The following is a 15,951-nucleotide window of genomic DNA, read 5'->3' as shown; positions in this document are numbered from 1 at the left end:
CATGGCGTCTACCCCGGAATATGATTTCATCATCGTCGGCGCGGGTTCGGCCGGCTGCGTTCTCGCGAACCGTCTGTCGATGGACCCTGCGAACCGCGTGTTGCTCATCGAGGCTGGCTGCAAGGACCAAAATCCGCTCTTTCGGTTGCCAATGCTAATGGGCAAGCTTTTCCATTCGGGCATCTACAACTGGCACTATCACACGGAACCCGAGCCCTATCTCAACGGCCGGTCCCTCTACTGGCCGCGCGGCAAGGTGCTGGGCGGAACCTCCACGATCAACGGCATGATCTACGTGCGTGGCAATCGCCACGACTACGACCGCTGGGCGCAGCTCGGCCTGCCCGGCTGGTCCTATGACGAAGTCCTGCCGGCATTTCGCCGCTCGGAAGCGCATATCCAGCGCAATGGGGAATTTCACAATGTGGACGGCGAGCTCACTGTCTGCCGTGCCCGTGGCCACAATCCGTTGATGGACGTGTTCTGCGAGGCAGGACTGCAGGCCGGCTATCCTCAGAACGACGACTTCAACGGTGTGACCCAGGAAGGGTTTGGCCGATACGATTTTACCATCCGCAAGGGCAAGCGCTGGTCCACATCCTGGGCCTTCCTGCGCCCGGCGCTCGGCCGAAAGAACCTTACCGTACTGACGGGCGCTGAAACGACGCGTGTCCTCATCGAGGGCGGCCGGGCCTGCGGTGTCGAATATTTGAAGGACGGCAGGCCCGGCCTCGCGCGTGCAGGTCGCGAAGTCATCCTGTCCGCCGGCGTGGTCAACTCGCCCAAGGCGCTGTTGCTTTCCGGCATCGGGCCGGCAGACGAACTGAGTGCCCTCGGCATCAAGCCGACGCTCGATCTTCCCGGTGTCGGCAAGAACCTCCAGGATCACGTCGACTGCGTCATGAGCTGGGAATGCCGCGAGCCGGTCACGCTGTTCGGCGACCTGCGCGCCGACAAGCTCATTCCTGCTGTCGCGCAAGGGATGCTGTTCGGCGAGGGTATCACAACGACGTTTCCCTACGAGGCGGGTGCCTTCATTCGCTCGAACGACGGCCTCGTCTCGCCCGACATCCAGCTGCATTTCATGCCGGCGCTGGAAAAGACCGCCAACCTGCATTTCCCCAATCCCTTCGCCAAGAAGCGGGCGGTCGAGGCAGATCACGGCTTCACTATCCGGGTCGGACCCGTCAATCCGGCGAGCCGCGGCGAGATCACGCTACGGTCGGCGAACCCCACCGACAAACCGAAGATCCAGGCGAACTACCTCCAGTCCGATTTTGACGTCCGCACGATGATTGACGGCATCCGGCTGACGCGCGACATCGTCGGCCAGAGGGCTTTCGACCGCTATCGCGGCAAGGAGCTGGCGCCCGGGCCGGAAGCAAACGACGACGCTGGGTTGACCCGCTGGCTACGGGCCACGGCCATGACGACGTTCCACCCTGTTGGCACCGCCAAGATGGGTAACGATCCCATGGCGGTGGTGGATGCGCAGCTCAAGGTCCATGGCATCGCGGGTCTGCGTGTCGCCGACGCCTCGATCATGCCGATCATCTCGAGCGGCAACACCAACGCGCCCGCCATCATGATCGGCGAGAAATGCGCCGAATTGATCCTGAACAGCTAAGGGAGTGATCCGATGATCCTCGAACACCGCACCTATACGTTCAAGCCCGGCACGGTCGACAAGTGGATGAAGAAATACGAGGCTGACGGTCTCCCGGTGCAGAAACGTCATCTCAACAAATTCGTCGGCCTCTACGTTTCGGAGCTCGGCACGCTTCACACCACCGTTCTCCTGTGGGCCTACGACAGCCTTGCGGATCGCGAGGCGCGCCGCTCGGCCATGTACGCCGATCCGGATTGGAAAAAATTCATCTCCGAGGTCTGGGCGCTCGATGCGATCCAGAAGCAGGAGGTGATGATCATGAACCCTGCATCCTATTCGCCGCCGCTTTGAGACGACCAGGCACGTGTCGCCATTGCCCGCGTGTCGGAATGCGCATGACACAAGACAATTAACAAAAGAGGGAACGATCATGACTGACAAGGCTTCACAACACATAATGCACCGTCGCACATTCCTACAGGCGAGCGCGGGCGCCGCTGCGCTCGGTCTTGCCGCCAGCATTGTGCCCGAATTTGCCAGGGCGTCCGGTGGGCTGGTCGCACTGGTCCACACGCAGGCCGCCGGCGACAACGGCCCGGTCGATCAGATGATCGCCAAGCTCAAGCAGCTGTCGGAAGAGAAGGGGTTTGAGCACCGTGCCATCTACGCGCAGGACCCCGCGACCTACGAGACCATCTACCGCACGCTCGGTGACGCAGGTGCTGCGATCATCATCTCCACCTTCAACGAAGTGGCCGAGCCCTTCAAGGCGCTGGCGCCGTCCTATCCCGGTACCAAATGGATCCAGCTGTTCGCCGACCCCTTCGAGCCGGCGATCCCGAACGTGGTGACGGTGTCCTACGACTACTATCTCGGCTGCTATCTCTCTGGCGTCTTTGCGGCCAAGATGACAACGACGGGCAAGACCGGCTTCATCGGAGGTGTTTCGATCCCGCCGCTCAACGCCGATTTCAACGCATTCAAAGCCGGCGTCCACTCGATCAAGCCGGACGCCAGCGTCATCGCCGCCTTTGCCGGCTCGTTCCAGGATCCTGCAAAGGGCCAGGAAATCGCCGCCCAGATGTACAATGACGGCATCGACTACATTCAGACGGACGCAGCCGCCACCGACGGCGGCATTATCGCCGCAGCCAACGAAAAGGAAGGCCGCATGGTGAGCTGTCTTGCGCCAGGACAGTACGCACTCGGTCCGAAGTCGCTCATCTCCATCGTCGGCCTCGATTTCGGCGTCTCGCTCTACAACGAGGCAACGAAGGCCGTCGGTCCTGAATGGAAGGGCGGCACGCACGAGCATACGGGCCTTGGGACCGGCGTCATCGACTTCATTCCCTCGCCCGTCTTCGCCGAACAGGGGCCGCCTGAGCTGAACGCCAGGGCGAAGGAAGCGCTGGTCGAGGTCGAAAAGGCGCGTGCCGGTATTCTTGATGGCTCCATCAAGGTTCCGTTCAACACCACGCTCTGAGCTCCGGCGCCGGCCGCAGGGTCGGCCCCCGGAGCCTTGACGGAAAACCGGTATCGGCCTTTGCCTTCGGGGAGGGCCGCCGGACGTTCGCGGATCGTCTTCCTTCCTGTTGACGGTCCGTGAGCCTTCGCTCTCGATGGGAACTTTTGATGTGCAACCTTCTGAAGCCTGCGCTGGAGTGCCGGGATGTCACCGTGAAATTCGGAGACGTGACTGCACTGTCGGGCGTTGCCGTTTCGTTTGTTCCCGGCCAGATCCACGCGGTCGTGGGCCAGAACGGCGCCGGCAAGACAACCTTCGCCCGCGTCGCTGCGGGGCTCGTTCAACCGACTGCCGGTGCCGTCGACGTGATGGGCCACGAAATTCGCACCGGCCAGGTCAGCGTGAGCCGAACGGCGGGTGTGGAGCTGGTTCATCAGAGTTTCGCCCTGCCGCCATCCTTCACGGTCGCGGAAATCATGGAGTTCGGCGCCACTGGCAAAGGTGGTATTTACAGCCGCAAGGGGCTCGCCAAAAGATGGCGGGGGCATATCGCCGACCTCGACGTCCAAGTTGACCTAAACCGGCGGATCCGCGACCTGCCGATCGAGACCCAACAGGGCATCGAGATCGCAAGGGCGCTCGTGATGGATGCGCGCGTGCTCATCCTCGACGAGCCGACCGCGGTGCTCTCGCCCTCCGGCATAAACATGCTGTTTGCTCGTGTCCGCCGCCTCAGGGAACGTGGCGTTACCGTCATCCTGATCCTGCACAAGATCCGTGAGGTGCTCGGCATCGCTGACACGGTAACGGTGTTGCGCGGCGGCCGAAAGGTCGAGGGGCCGCTTCCGATAGCCGAGGTTTCGGCCGAGAGGCTCGCCAACCTGATCGTCGGTGAAGCGGCTGCCAAGACTCTTGATCGGCATGAGCGCGACGCGCTGGTCGGAACGAAACCGCCCTCAGGCGAGGGCGCAGGTCATCCAAAAAATGCAAAAGGTCCGAGCGTGCTATCCTTGAAGGCCGTCTCCACGCGGCCCGACAGTGAGGGCATCACACTCGATGGCGTCGATTTGGACATTCGCCCAGGCGAGATCGTTGGTATAGCAGGCGTGGAGGGCAACGGACAAAAGACGCTGGTGCGCGCCATTTCCGCCCTTGCCGATCTTGCCGGCGGATCGATCGTGCTTGCAGGCCATGACGTGACCGGCAAACCGCTCGCCGCCCGTCGCGCGATTGGGCTCAGGATCATTCCCTTCGAGCGCAACGTCGAAGGTCTCAGCCTCACGAGTTCGCTCTGGCAGAACTGGAGCGCAAGGGAGTTGCTGCAGGGGAGCCTGCTCAAGGTGATCCGCCCCTCGGCGGTGCGCGAAGCCTGCGACCGGTCGCTTAGGGAATGGAGCGTTCACTACCACAATTCAGCTCAGAAGGCGGGGTCCTTGTCGGGCGGTAATGCCCAGAAGGTGATCCTTGCGCGCGAGGTCGATCGCGATGCCAGGCTGATCATCGCGGCTCAGCCGACGCGTGGTCTCGACATCGGTGCCACCGCCTTCGTGTGGCAGGCGCTCCGGCAGGCACGCGATCGCGGCGCCGCCATCCTTTTGATTTCGTCTGATCTCGACGAGCTGTTCGACATCTCCGACCGTGTGGTGGTGATGCTGTCGGGACGTGTGAACGGTGAATTCCACGCGCCCTTCGATATCGCGTCGGTGGGCGCAGCCATGACCGATGCGGCTGCGAGGGTAAGCGCATGAAAGACAGTCTCGTCACGGTTGCCCGCAGCCTGATCTTTGTCGCCTTTGCGCTCATCCTGTGCGCGCTGGTGTTCCAGTTTGCCGGCTACAATGCGCCGGTCATGCTCTGGGCGGTGGCCGACGGCGCCTTCCTGCGCAGCGGTGCGATTGAACAGAGCCTCAGATGGGCATTGCCACTGTTCATCACGGCCGTAGGCGTCGGGATTTCCTTCCGGGCGGGTTTCTTTAACATCGGCGCACAGGGCCAGTTCTATGTCGGCGCAATCTGCGCTGCCTTCGCCGCCGAGGCATTCAAGGGCGGGCCGGCTTTCCTCGTCATCCCGGCACTCATCATTGCCGGTACGCTGGGCGGCGCCCTCTGGGCTCTCTGGCCGGGACTTCTAAGGCTACGGTCCGGCACTGACGAGGTGATCACCACGCTGATGGGCAACTTCATGGCCGGCCTGCTTCTGGTCTATGTGACCTCGGGACCGCTCAAGGATCCTTCGGGGTCCGGTCAGCAGGCATCGAGCCGCCCCCTCGACGCGGCCTACCGCATCTCGGACTCGCTTGGCATATCCCCGACCACCATCGCCATCGGGGCCGCCGTCGGCATTTTGATGTGGCTCCTTGTCAACCGCACGGCATTCGGGGTTCTTGCAAGCCTTGCCGGCCGCAACGGCACGATGGTGGAGTGGCAGGGCGCGCGGCTGTGGAAGCTCGGCCTGTCGAGCTTCATCATCTCGGGCGCACTGGCGGGTCTTGCCGGAACTATCGAGTTCATGGGGCCGAACGGCCGCATTGCGTCCGGGTTCCTGCCGGCCCACGGCTTCACGGCAATCCTGATCGCACTCGTCGCCAATCTCTCCGTGGTCGGCACTGCGGCGGCGGCGGTGTTTTTCGGCGGCCTTGCCTCGGCGGCGCTCTATCTGCCGATCATGGCCGGGCTGCCGGCCGCCGCGATCGACATCATCAATGCGGCGATCGCGCTGTTCATCACAGCAAGGTCGAAACTCGTCGACCAAGTGCTGCGTCTCGGAGGACGCCCGTCATGAACGAGATCATCATCGCCATCCTGCGTTCCGGGACGCCGCTGATCTACGTCACCCTCGCTGGCGTCATTGCGCAGCGGGCAGGGGTGTGGAACCTCGGTCTCGAGGGCCTGATGATCATGGGTGCCTGCGCCACGATCGTCGGCATCATGCTGACCAACTCCATCGTTGCGGCCATCCTCATCGCCATCCTCATCTGTGTGCTTGCCTCCGTCCTCCTCTGGTTCGTCATCGACAGGCTCAAGGCCAATCCGATCATCGCCGGCCTCGGCCTGACGGGCCTTGGCCTCGGTGGCACGGCGCTCGCCGTTCAGTCGATCTTCGGAAGCCAGGCGAGCGTGACCGCACCGTTCGGCATTCCGAAGCTCGGGCCGGCCTTCGGCGCCTATGGCGTGCTGTCGATCGCGGTCGCCGCCATGCCTTTCGTCGTCTTCGGCATGTGGGTAATGCTCCGCCGCACACGCTTCGGTCTCCGCCTCGCCGCCTGTGGCGAGCATCCCTTCGCTGCCCGCAGCGTCGGGGCCAATCCCTCGCGGATGCGCCTCGTGGCGCTGGCGATCGGCGGGGTGCTGTGTGCCATCGGCGGGGCGGAACTTGCCGCCGGCAGCCTGCAGTTCTTCGCCCAGGGCATGACGGCGGGTCGCGGCTTCATGGCCTTTGCTGCGGTCATCTTCGGCGCTTCCCATCCGGTGGGGGCCACTTTCGCTGCGCTGTTCTTCGCCGTCGTTGGCGCGCTCGGTATCCGGGCGCAATTGATGTTCGGCGACAAGATCCCGCACGACCTTCTGCAGGCTTTGCCCTATCTCGCGACTGTCTTCGGCGTCTGGCTTTCCGGCAAGCTGCGCGGCGGCGCGAAGGCCGCCAGCTCGTTCGCCGAACTCAAGGATCAATAGGGAGGCACCATGAAGTTCGCGCAACTCCATCCGATCCAGGATGTCTGCATCCTGGTCACCGACGTTGAGGCGTCGATCCGCTTTTATACGCAGAAGCTCGGCTTCGAACTCAAGCACCGCGCACCAGGCTTTGCCGATTTCATCGGCGCGGGGCTGACGCTCGCGCTGTGGGAGCGGTCGCATATCGAAAGCCACACTGATGTGCGCGTGCCCGTAGGGTCGGCATCGGCCGTGCTCGTGGCGGTGCGAGTCGACAGTCCCGCTGATATAGATGTCCTCTATGCGGACCTCGAAAAAGATGGCGTGACCTTCGTCAATCCCCCGGCCGACTACCCGTGGAACGCCCGGTGCCTCTATTTCCGCGGACCTGACGGCGAGACCTGGGAGCTTTACGCGTGGCTTGATGGCGGCGCTCCTGGCAGGGTGGCCGCATGACACGCAAGCTGATCATCCTAACCGATCCGGGTCAGGACCAGGCGGCTGCCATCCTGACGATCCTCGGGCAGAAGCAAGCGTTCGAGGTTCTCGGACTGGTCGCCACCGCCGGCAACATCAACCTCGATCACACCATCGCCAACTGCCTGAAACTGATGGAACTGGCCGGCCGGCCGGATATTCCCGTCTTCGCCGGTTGCTCGCATCCGATCATCCGTCCGCTGGTCACGGCCGAGCATGTGCATGGTCCGACGGGTCTCGACGGTCCGGACCTGCCGCCGCCGTCGATCAAGCCGCAGGAAAAGCACGGCATCGATTTCATAATCGACACCGTCTGCGCGCATCCCGGCGAGGTCACCATATGCTCGCTGTCCCCCGTGACCAATTTGGCCATGGCTTTACGCAAGGCGCCCGACATTGCCGGCAAGATTCATGAGGTTGTCGCGATGCTCGGAGCTTATTTCGAGGTCGGCAACATCACGCCGGCGGCGGAATTCAACTGCTATGTTGACCCCGAAGCCGCGGACGTCGTGCTGAAGGCCGGCATCAAGACCACGCTCCTGCCACTCGACGTGACACACCGAATGCGCTCGACGCCGGAGCGGCTCAGCGCAATGCGGGCTCTGGCAAACCGCTGCGGCGTGGCGACCGCCGAAATGCTGGAATATTCCCAAGCCTTCGACCTCAACAAATACGGTTGGGAGGGCGCACCGCTGCATGGGCCATGCGTGCCCGCCTTCATGCTGGCGCCGGACATGTTTTCAGGCCGGCAGATCAATGTCTCGGTGGAGCTCAACGGCACGCTGACAGCGGGGATGACGGTCGCCGACTGGTGGCAGACCACCGACCGTCCGAAGAATGTCTTCTATGTCAGGGATGGCGACCCCGTCGCCTACTACGACCTTCTCATTCAATCTTTGGGGAACCTGCCATGAGTGAAATCCTGATCCGCAATGCGACGATCGTCGCTATGGACGCTACCCATGGTACAGCGCCGTTTACCGGTGATATTCTGATTGATGGAGGAAAGATCAAGGCGATGGGCGCGGCGCTTGCCGCCAAGCCGGATGCGAGCATCATCGAGGGGCACCGCAAGCTGGTCATGCCTGGACTCGTGAACGCCCACACCCATTCCAGCGAGACCTTCCTTCGCGGCCGCTATGATCGCATGCCGCTTGAAGTCTGGCTGCTCTATGCCTATCCGCTGCTGATGAACGACCCGATCGGCGAACGCCTGCTCTACCTGCGCAGCCTGCTGCTGGCGATGGAGTCGTTGCGTAACGGCGTCACCACCTTGTGTGACGATTTCTTCGATCCGCCCCGTCACGATCTCGACAGACTGGCGACGGTGTTCCGCGCCTACGACGATGCGGGCATCCGCGCCAATGTGTCGAGTGCCGTGATGAACGTCCACACGCTCGAAGCGCTGCCCTTCGCGCGCGAGGTAATGCCCACTCAATTGCAGGACCTTCTCGATTTCGGCCCGCCCATGACTGCCGCCGCGTATCTGGACTACTGCAAGTCGGCCTTCTCCAGCCTGCATGGCAAGTCCGGCCGCCTGAATTTCATGATTGCGCCCTCGGCGCCGCAGCGTTGCTCGCCTGATCTCATGGCCGCTTGCATGGATCTTGCAATCGAAAATCACGTGCCGTTCCACACGCATATTTTGGAAACCAAAACCCAGGCCGTGACGGGCCACTTGCTCCACGGCAAGTCGCTGATCGCTTACATGGCCGACCTTGGCCTTTTGAAGCGCAACACAACCATCGCGCATTCAGTCTGGGTAAGCGATGAGGACATGTGCCTGATGGGGGAGGCGGGTGTCTCCGTCGCCCACAATGCCGTATCGAACATGAAGCTAGGCGCTGGCATCGCCCCGATCCGCCGCCTGCTCGATGCAGGAGTGACGATTGGCCTCGGCACCGACGGCGTCTCTTCAAACGACACCTCGCGCATCTTCGATGTTATGCGTGTTGCCGGCCTCATCCATAGCGTTTCCGGGCCCGACTATGCGAAATGGGTTGCGGCGGACGAGATTCTCGCGATGGCCACGATCGGCGGTGCGAGGACGGCCTTGCTGGAACAGGTGACCGGCTCGCTTGAGGCCGGCAAGGCGGCAGATCTTCTGATTCTCGATTTGCGCACCTACCCCTTCATGCCACTGAACGATCTAGCTAAGCATTTGGTCTATTCGGAGAACGGTTCCTCTATCGAGACCGTGATCGTCGCCGGTCGGATCGTGATGCATGACAGGCGGTTGACCGCGTTGGATGAGCCGGCCATCTTCGACGAGATTGCCGAGCTGGTGCCGGCGTATCTTGCCGAACATGCTGACCTCGAGCGCCGCAACAGAATTTTCGAACCTGTCATGGCGGAGATCCATCATAGGGCGGCTCTGATGGATATCGGCCTGAACCGCTACCACGGGACGCCGCCTGATGTCGGCCGTAGAACATAATTCACATCACTGCTGTACCGTCACCACGAGCGCCACCGTCGCGCGAGCGGCTTCGTTCTTGGTCGAAGGAAGCCGTGCATCACGAGCCCGGGCACGGCTTGTTGCAAGGATCTTCACGTTCTGGGCTAAATAGATCGCATAATGTATCGGCTGGAACTGCGCGCGCTTATCCTTCTGCGGCAGTGTCCTTCTAGGACAACATCTCGAGACCGTGTTTCCGGACGATCGAGAGCAGCTTCAAGGCGGGGCCGCTCGGCCGCTTCGCGCCGGTTTCCCACTTTTGCACTGTTGATGCACTGGTGTTCAGGTAGCGCGCGAAGACTGGTTGGCTGACATGATTGTTCTCGCGCAGCGCCTTGATCTCGCTTGGCGTCAGCTCCTGCGGGATGGAAAGGCAAGTCTCATCGAAGGTCTTCATGGTTTCCTTGTCGATGGTACCTGCCGAATACATGTCTTCGACGGCGCTATGGATCGCCTCAAAGGCATCGCTCTTGAACTTGCGCTTAGTCGCCATTGCAAATCTCCAATAGGGCGCCGGTCCCGATGTCCGCATCAAGCTCGGCCTGTGTCTTGCGCCGATAGAGTTCGGCAAGCTTCCGGAAAGCCAGGAGCTCGTCGTCATCGATGTTTGCGCGGTCCTTCTTCGCGAACAGATAGGCGAACACCCAGTACTCACCGGCCTTCGCCAGAACGATCGAACGATGCATGTTGTCGTTGAGCCGCTTCTTGAACACGCCGCCACCGAGGTCATCAGCCTGTCCGCGTGCGACTTGCTCAATCGCCTTGCAAAGGGCCTTGTCGGAGATCCGCGCTTTCTTCGCTGCTTTGGAAAACCACGCCGTTTTGAAAGTCCGTCCTGACATCTCTTCATATAGCACTCCGTGCTACACCTATCAAGTTTCCGGGAAAAAAGTTGCAGGAACTACGCCGCTTCCATACCTGATTCAGAATCGTCGCAGCAAGCGCCGCTTTGTCTTGTGGCGAGAAGGGACCCGCAGGGATGGCAATCATCTCCGGCGTGCCCTGGATAGCGTACCTTGGCTGTCGTAGGATCCGGTTTGCTTTAGGATATGAGTGGCAAGGACATCGCGGACGTGCGCAGACGCGCCTTCTGTTCATCGTCGAGGCCCTGAAGGACCTGCTCGCTGACGAAGGGTTTCTCAACTTGCTGCGAGCCGAGGGGCTTGAGACTATGCCAAGAGCCCTCGCTACACGGATTTCCGGGAGATGCGATGAATGAAGAGTGCAAAGGCGACGACGGTGGGGACGGGCGAATCCACTTCGCTTTTGACCGCGACATACAAACCATCGCAATTTCTGCGATCGTTCCCCTGAAGTCACTCCCGGAGGGCGCTCGCGAGAGCCGAAAGTTTGCGCAGATCCTGAGCTCGATCAAGGCAATTGGACTCGTCGAGGCACCGGTGGTCATTGCAGATACAAGGAGCGCGGGAACCTGGTACCTGCTCGATGGACACCTGCGGCTGGAAGCACTGAAGGAACTTGGCTTCGCGGAGGTCGAGTGTTTGGTTGCGATTGACGACGACACCTACACTACAACAAGCGGGTCAACCGGCTGGCCCCGATCCAGGAGCACAGGATGATTGCTCGTGCCATCGAGCGGGGCGTTTCTTCGGCCGATATAGCCGATGCATTGGGGCTTCAGAGTCCGTCATTCGCCGGTTCCGTCTGTTGGAAGGCATCAGCCCGAGGTAGCCGAGATGCTGAAAGACACGCCCTGCTCGATGAAGGTGTTCGATGTCCTGCGGCAGATGAACGCCGTTCGGCAAATCGAAGCGGCAGATTTGATGATCGGTCAGCACAATTTTACGCTTATGTTCGCGCGAGCGATACGCGCTGCCACGCCTGACAGCCAGTTGGTCGCAGCCAAAAAGATGACAGGCGCTGCTGCATCCACGCCGACAGGCCAGCAGATTGCCCGGATGGAAAGGGAACTGCATCACTTCAGACTCAAGTGAAAAGCGTCGAGGAAACTTACGGCATCGACAATCTGCATCTTACCGTCGCACGCGGATACGTTGCCAAGCTGCTCGCCAACACTCGCATCACCCGGTGGCTTTCGTATCACCGCCAAGAATATCTTGGGGAGTTTCAGAAAATCGCTGAGATCGATCCTCAGCCGGAGGCCCTGGACGCGTAAAGTTCCTTATGGGGCAGAGACGTGGCCCACCGGAATTGCGAAATGTTCCCGGCTGGGACTGTCAGGAATTCTGTGCGGTGGGCCGGTTTCATCAGTTGAAGAACCGCTCGCCAAAGATGACGGCGAACTGTGTCTTTGCCTCGACCCATTCCCGCGGCGCCCGTTTCCATTGCTCGGCCGCGTTGTTAAGAACGAGATATAACAGCTTCATCGCGGCTTCGTCACCAGGGAAATGCCCGCGGGAACGCACAGCTCGCCGAAGCTTCGAGTTGAGGGCCTCTATTGCGTTCGTCGTGTAGATGATGCGGCGGACCCCTTCGGGGAAGGCGAAGAAGGGAACGACGTGTTCCCAGTTGCGCCGCCAGCTTTGAGCGATAGCGGGATATTTCTGGCCCCAGTACCCTTCCTCGAAGGCCTCCAGCGCCTTCAGGCCCGCCTCGGCATCTCGGGCGCGGTAGATGGCTCTCAACGCCGGCACAACGGTCCTTCTATCCTTGTAGGATACGAACTCCAACGAGTGCCGGATCAGGTGGACGATGCAGGTCTGGACGATTGTTTGGGGAAAGACGGCGGTGATGGCCTCGGGGAAGCCCTTCAAGCCGTCGACCACGGCGATTAGGATATCCTGGCAACCGCGGTTCTTCAGCTCGTTCATGACCCGCAGCCAGAACTTTGCCCCTTCCGTCTGCTCGATCCAGAGCCCGAGGATCTCCTTGCTGCCGTCAGCGAGCACGGCCAGGGCGACATAGACGGCTTTGTTGCGTACGAAGCCCTCGTCTCTGATCTTGACCCGGATGGCGTCGAAAAACACGAGGGGGTAGCAAAGCTCGAGCGGCCGGTTTTGCCACTCTCCAACGGCCTCCAGAACCGTATCGGTCACCGCCGAGATCAGATCCGGCGACACATCGATGCCGTAGAGCTCTTCAAGATGCCCCTGGATCTCGCGCACTGTCATACCACGGGCGTACATCGAAATGATCTTATCGTCGAAATCGGGAAACCGGCGCTGATATCTGGCGATCAGCTTTGGGTCGAAGGTACCCGCCCGATCGCGCGGGATGGTCAGCGTCATCTTCGATGTGCCAGTCAAAACCGTCTTCTTGGAGGAACCGTTGCGCCTGTTGGCGGGGCCGCCCTCCAGGCGCTCGACGTCGAGATGGTCGTCAAGCTCCGCATTGAGGATGCGCTCTGAAAGCGCCTTCTTCAGATCGTCCAGCAAACCGTCCTTGCCGAAAACCTCGGATGGATCACGTCCAGCCAGGAGCTGGTCCAGAAGTTCTTTCTCGATAGCCATGTGATGATTCTCTCCTTTTCATCATCATGGCCCACCGCACAGAATTCCTGACAGTCCCTTCCCGGCTTGTTCGTCCAGGATCGCATAATGTATCCACCGGAACCTTACTCCGGATGCATGAGGCCTTGAGTGTGCAACGCACTATCAGTGCGGTGTCCAATGAAGTCAGGGCTTGGCAGAGGCTTTCTATGTCGGCAGCCGCAGCCTGGGTCCCACGAGGGCCTTTAAACGCAGAAGCCCACGCCTGCACTCACCCTGCGAACCATCTATGCCACCTGAGACAAGGCGCGTACGATTGCTCCCTTGTTCGTGCCGATGAACACCTCCTGCAGGGGGAGGGCGCACGCATCCTGAAAGCTTTATCGTGCCGCTTACGCACAGCGCCCCTTCTTAAGCCAATATCTCGAGCACGTGTCGGTGCAGTAGGTCGGTAGCTGTGGCTACGCACAAACCTCCTGAGTTGAGCGTAAGCGGCCGCCCTTGCCAGTCGGTTATGCAGCCGCCAGCGCCTGTGATTACGGGAACAAGCGCGCAATAGTCATAGGGGTCTAAGCCTCCATCTATGCTGATGTCCACGCTGCCGTCGGCTACACGGCCGTAGGCTATGCAGCTTCCGCCGTAGACGCACCAGCGTGTGATCCTTCTGAGAGATTCAACCCTGCTTTTGTCAGCGGGGCTGAACGCGTCCGGGTTGCCATTCGCTATGAAAGCTGTTGCGAGAGCGGTTGTGGAGGCCGTTCTAATCGGAACGTTGTTGAGAGTGGTCGGTTGGCCAGATACGCCGAGCCAGCGGTCGCCTGTCATGGGATTGTCTATCAGGCCAAGGATGGGCGTTCCTCCGCGCGTCAGTGAAATCAACGTGCCGTATACCGGAAGACCAGCAACGAAGGCTTTCGTGCCGTCGATTGGATCGATAACCCAGACGAATTCATTGCCCAATCCTTCGGCGCCGAATTCCTCCCCAAGCACCCCATGATCGGGAAAGTGGTCGGCTATGCGCTCGCGCAGGCATTTCTCCACGGCTCGGTCGGTCTCCGTCACCGGACTGGCGTCCGACTTCGCGATAGGTTCGCGCCTTACCCCCGCCGCGCTGCTGATCGTTTGTCGCGCAAGGTCGGCGATGTCGTGAGCGAAACTGGCAAATTCTCCGAGCGGCGGATCAAACATCGAGTTCTGCACTCCTTTGATTGTCGTTGGGGGCACCGTCCCGCCAGCAGGCGAGCAGGTCCAGCGTCGGCATGTCGGAATGGCGATCCCGATGGACAGACGGTTGTCGGCGGGAGACCTCCGCGCGCGAAGAAATTGCATGGGTGGCATCACCCTTCTGTGCGGTGACCGATCTTTGCTTGGCCATCGCGCGGCGAGAGGATCAACCTCTTCTGCGTGCGACGTGCCGCGTCATCTCACCAATCAGATTCGATCTGAGGTTCTCCAACTGGCATATACGCAGGTGCTCACAGGCATCGCGAGCCTCGTCGATTACCGGATGGTGCCCTGCTGCCGGCAGTTCCTCCACGTCAAGGGCGCGTTTGATGACATCGGGGAACTTGGCCGGATGCGCCGTTGCAAAGCAAACGATCGCGGCAGCCGCGGGCAGGCTGTCCCTGACCGCTTCAACCGCCGCAACGGCAACAGCCGTGTGCGGGTCAATGAGGTAATGGCCTTCCGCTTCGTAGACACTGCGGACGGTGGCCAGTGTCTCCTCATCAGATATCGAAGCGGAAATGAAGCCCCCTTGGATGGTCTTCGTCGTTTCGACGTCGAGCACCACCTCCCGACGCGCGGCGAAGTCCTTCATCCACTGGCGGATACGGGCGGTGTCTCTGTTCGTCGCGAAATATAGGAGCCGCCAGAAGTTGTAAGGGGCCACGATATCAATGGCGGACGAAGGCGTTTGAACGAGATCGTGACGGGGCAGCACCCCCCGCGAAAACGCGGTATGCAGCGCGTTGTTGACATTGTTGGCGCAGACGAAACGGGCGACCGGCAAGCCCATGGAGCGCGCGAGGTAGCCGGCGAACAAATTACCGAACGCACCGGACGGTACGGAAAAGACGACGGGATCGCCGACGCGCTCGACTGCCCGGTAGTAGGAGTAGAAATAGTGCACCGTCTGCGTCATGACGCGGCACCAGTTGATGGAATTGACGCTGGAGAGCGCCAAGGTGCGCTTGAGTTTTTCGTCGGAGAACAACTCTGCGACCACGAGGTCGAGGTCGTCCCCGCCGTCCGGGCAGTTCTCGACCCCGACGGGATGCACATTATCCGCCCTCAATGTGGTCATCTGGCGCTCCTGCTCCCGGGAAATCATTCCTCTCGGGTAAAGCGGCCAGCAATCGATGCGCTGTTTGCCTGCGGCCGCCCATGCGGCGGCGGGGCCTGTATCACCGGTTGTCGCAAGCACGATGTTCAGTCTTTCCCGACGCTGCCCGAGAAGATAGTCGACCACCTGCATCAGGAAGCCCATTGCCATGTCCTTGAAGGACTGGGTCGGACCATGGAAAAGCTCTAGTACGTATGTGTCGCGATTGCCGCGGATAGGCACGAGATTGACGATGTCGGGGCGCTGGAATTCGCGGTAGCTGTTGTCGATCAAACGTCTGAGATCCTGCCGCGGAATGATCGATGCATCGATGTAGAGCGATACCAGTTCGAAGGCGAGGTCTTGAAAGCTAAGGGTTGAAAATGCCTGCAGCTGCTCCTGGTCGATCACCGGAATTCGATCGGGTACGAACAGGCCCCCATCGGCTGCAAAGCCCTGCAGCACGGCTTCGTCGAAGCCTACCGGCTCTATTCCCCCGGTCGTGCTAACATACTTGATCATTGGCTTTCCTCCTGAAGTGAAAATGGACGGCAAATG

16 protein-coding genes and 2 pseudogenes are annotated in these 15,951 nt (G+C 60.9%); 12 read left to right on the top strand and 6 right to left on the bottom strand.

All coding sequences use genetic code 11. The features are described 5' to 3' along the window. The first annotated feature begins 1 nt into the window (after position 1). The 9 genes from JOH52_RS31360 to JOH52_RS31320 all read left to right on the top strand — a co-directional run bounded on the left by JOH52_RS31360 (position 2) and on the right by JOH52_RS31320 (position 9,639). On the top strand, positions 2-1,627 hold the full coding sequence (locus JOH52_RS31360) for a GMC family oxidoreductase (RefSeq protein ID WP_014528774.1): 1,626 nt from the start codon (positions 2-4) through the stop codon (positions 1,625-1,627). A gap of 12 nt (positions 1,628-1,639) precedes the next feature. Continuing rightward, positions 1,640-1,960 carry an NIPSNAP family protein gene (locus tag JOH52_RS31355; protein WP_127657769.1) on the top strand — a complete coding sequence of 107 codons (321 nt, stop codon included), beginning with the start codon at positions 1,640-1,642 and terminating at the stop codon, positions 1,958-1,960. Positions 1,961-2,066: 106 nt separating this feature from the next. Beyond that, a complete protein-coding gene (locus tag JOH52_RS31350; RefSeq protein WP_017265517.1) occupies positions 2,067-3,092 on the top strand; it encodes a BMP family ABC transporter substrate-binding protein in 1,026 nt (341 codons plus the stop codon). Positions 3,093-3,241: 149 nt separating this feature from the next. Beyond that, positions 3,242-4,822 carry an ABC transporter ATP-binding protein gene (locus JOH52_RS31345; RefSeq protein WP_014528771.1) on the top strand — a complete coding sequence of 527 codons (1,581 nt, stop codon included), beginning with the start codon at positions 3,242-3,244 and terminating at the stop codon, positions 4,820-4,822. Next, entirely contained in the window at positions 4,819-5,856 is a 1,038-nt protein-coding gene (locus JOH52_RS31340; RefSeq protein WP_014532027.1) for an ABC transporter permease, read from the top strand. Before JOH52_RS31345 ends, JOH52_RS31340 begins: the two co-directional genes overlap by 4 nt. Next, positions 5,853-6,746: an ABC transporter permease gene (locus JOH52_RS31335; protein WP_014532026.1), complete on the top strand. Its 894-nt coding sequence runs from the start codon at positions 5,853-5,855 to the stop codon at positions 6,744-6,746. Before JOH52_RS31340 ends, JOH52_RS31335 begins: the two co-directional genes overlap by 4 nt. Before the next feature lie 9 nt (positions 6,747-6,755). Continuing rightward, a complete protein-coding gene (locus tag JOH52_RS31330; RefSeq protein WP_014532025.1) occupies positions 6,756-7,181 on the top strand; it encodes a VOC family protein in 426 nt (141 codons plus the stop codon). Further along, positions 7,178-8,116 (top strand): nucleoside hydrolase, encoded by a 939-nt coding sequence (locus tag JOH52_RS31325; RefSeq protein WP_014532024.1) that lies wholly within the window; start codon positions 7,178-7,180, stop codon positions 8,114-8,116. The genes JOH52_RS31330 and JOH52_RS31325 overlap by 4 nt, the downstream gene beginning before the upstream one ends. Further along, the gene (locus JOH52_RS31320; RefSeq protein WP_014532023.1) at positions 8,113-9,639 is read left to right on the top strand and encodes an amidohydrolase family protein; all 1,527 of its coding nucleotides are present in this window, start codon (positions 8,113-8,115) and stop codon (positions 9,637-9,639) included. The genes JOH52_RS31325 and JOH52_RS31320 overlap by 4 nt, the downstream gene beginning before the upstream one ends. A gap of 190 nt (positions 9,640-9,829) precedes the next feature. Here the strand turns inward: JOH52_RS31320 and JOH52_RS31315 are convergent, their stop codons facing one another. From JOH52_RS31315 to JOH52_RS35595, 3 genes and pseudogenes are all read right to left on the bottom strand, one after another. Continuing rightward, positions 9,830-10,153: a helix-turn-helix domain-containing protein gene (locus tag JOH52_RS31315; protein ID WP_018009569.1), complete on the bottom strand. Its 324-nt coding sequence runs from the start codon at positions 10,151-10,153 to the stop codon at positions 9,830-9,832. Then, on the bottom strand, positions 10,143-10,502 hold the full coding sequence (locus JOH52_RS31310) for a type II toxin-antitoxin system RelE/ParE family toxin (protein ID WP_017265519.1): 360 nt from the start codon (positions 10,500-10,502) through the stop codon (positions 10,143-10,145). The genes JOH52_RS31315 and JOH52_RS31310 overlap by 11 nt, the downstream gene beginning before the upstream one ends. A 4-nt stretch (positions 10,503-10,506) precedes the next feature. Then, positions 10,507-10,736: pseudogene (locus tag JOH52_RS35595) on the bottom strand (hypothetical protein); the annotation flags it as partial. A 135-nt stretch (positions 10,737-10,871) separates the two neighbouring features. Here JOH52_RS35595 and JOH52_RS35590 point away from each other — a divergent pair. The 3 genes and pseudogenes from JOH52_RS35590 to JOH52_RS36670 all read left to right on the top strand — a co-directional run bounded on the left by JOH52_RS35590 (position 10,872) and on the right by JOH52_RS36670 (position 11,797). Next, complete coding sequence (locus JOH52_RS35590; RefSeq protein WP_017273423.1) at positions 10,872-11,240, top strand: ParB/RepB/Spo0J family partition protein; 369 nt, start codon at positions 10,872-10,874, stop codon at positions 11,238-11,240. Then, the gene (locus JOH52_RS35585; RefSeq protein WP_202881847.1) at positions 11,237-11,506 is read left to right on the top strand and encodes a plasmid partitioning protein RepB C-terminal domain-containing protein; all 270 of its coding nucleotides are present in this window, start codon (positions 11,237-11,239) and stop codon (positions 11,504-11,506) included. Before JOH52_RS35590 ends, JOH52_RS35585 begins: the two co-directional genes overlap by 4 nt. After that, positions 11,409-11,797, top strand: a pseudogene (locus JOH52_RS36670) (plasmid partitioning protein RepB C-terminal domain-containing protein). The gene JOH52_RS35585 and the pseudogene JOH52_RS36670 overlap by 98 nt, the downstream one beginning before the upstream one ends. A gap of 91 nt (positions 11,798-11,888) precedes the next feature. Here JOH52_RS36670 and JOH52_RS31300 read toward each other — a convergent pair. From JOH52_RS31300 to thrC, 3 genes are all read right to left on the bottom strand, one after another. Further along, positions 11,889-13,091: an IS256-like element ISRm3 family transposase gene (locus tag JOH52_RS31300; RefSeq protein WP_010967204.1), complete on the bottom strand. Its 1,203-nt coding sequence runs from the start codon at positions 13,089-13,091 to the stop codon at positions 11,889-11,891. 390 nt (positions 13,092-13,481) lie between these two features. Then, complete coding sequence (gene hisN / locus JOH52_RS31295; protein WP_014528764.1) at positions 13,482-14,258, bottom strand: histidinol-phosphatase; 777 nt, start codon at positions 14,256-14,258, stop codon at positions 13,482-13,484. Positions 14,259-14,460: 202 nt separating this feature from the next. Continuing rightward, positions 14,461-15,915 carry a threonine synthase gene (gene thrC / locus JOH52_RS31290; protein WP_014532016.1) on the bottom strand — a complete coding sequence of 485 codons (1,455 nt, stop codon included), beginning with the start codon at positions 15,913-15,915 and terminating at the stop codon, positions 14,461-14,463. Positions 15,916-15,951: the final 36 nt, after the last annotated feature.

Source organism: Sinorhizobium meliloti, assembly GCF_017876815.1.
GTDB classification, from domain to species: domain Bacteria; phylum Pseudomonadota; class Alphaproteobacteria; order Rhizobiales; family Rhizobiaceae; genus Sinorhizobium; species Sinorhizobium meliloti.
This window is presented reverse-complemented; position numbering and strand designations above follow the sequence as displayed.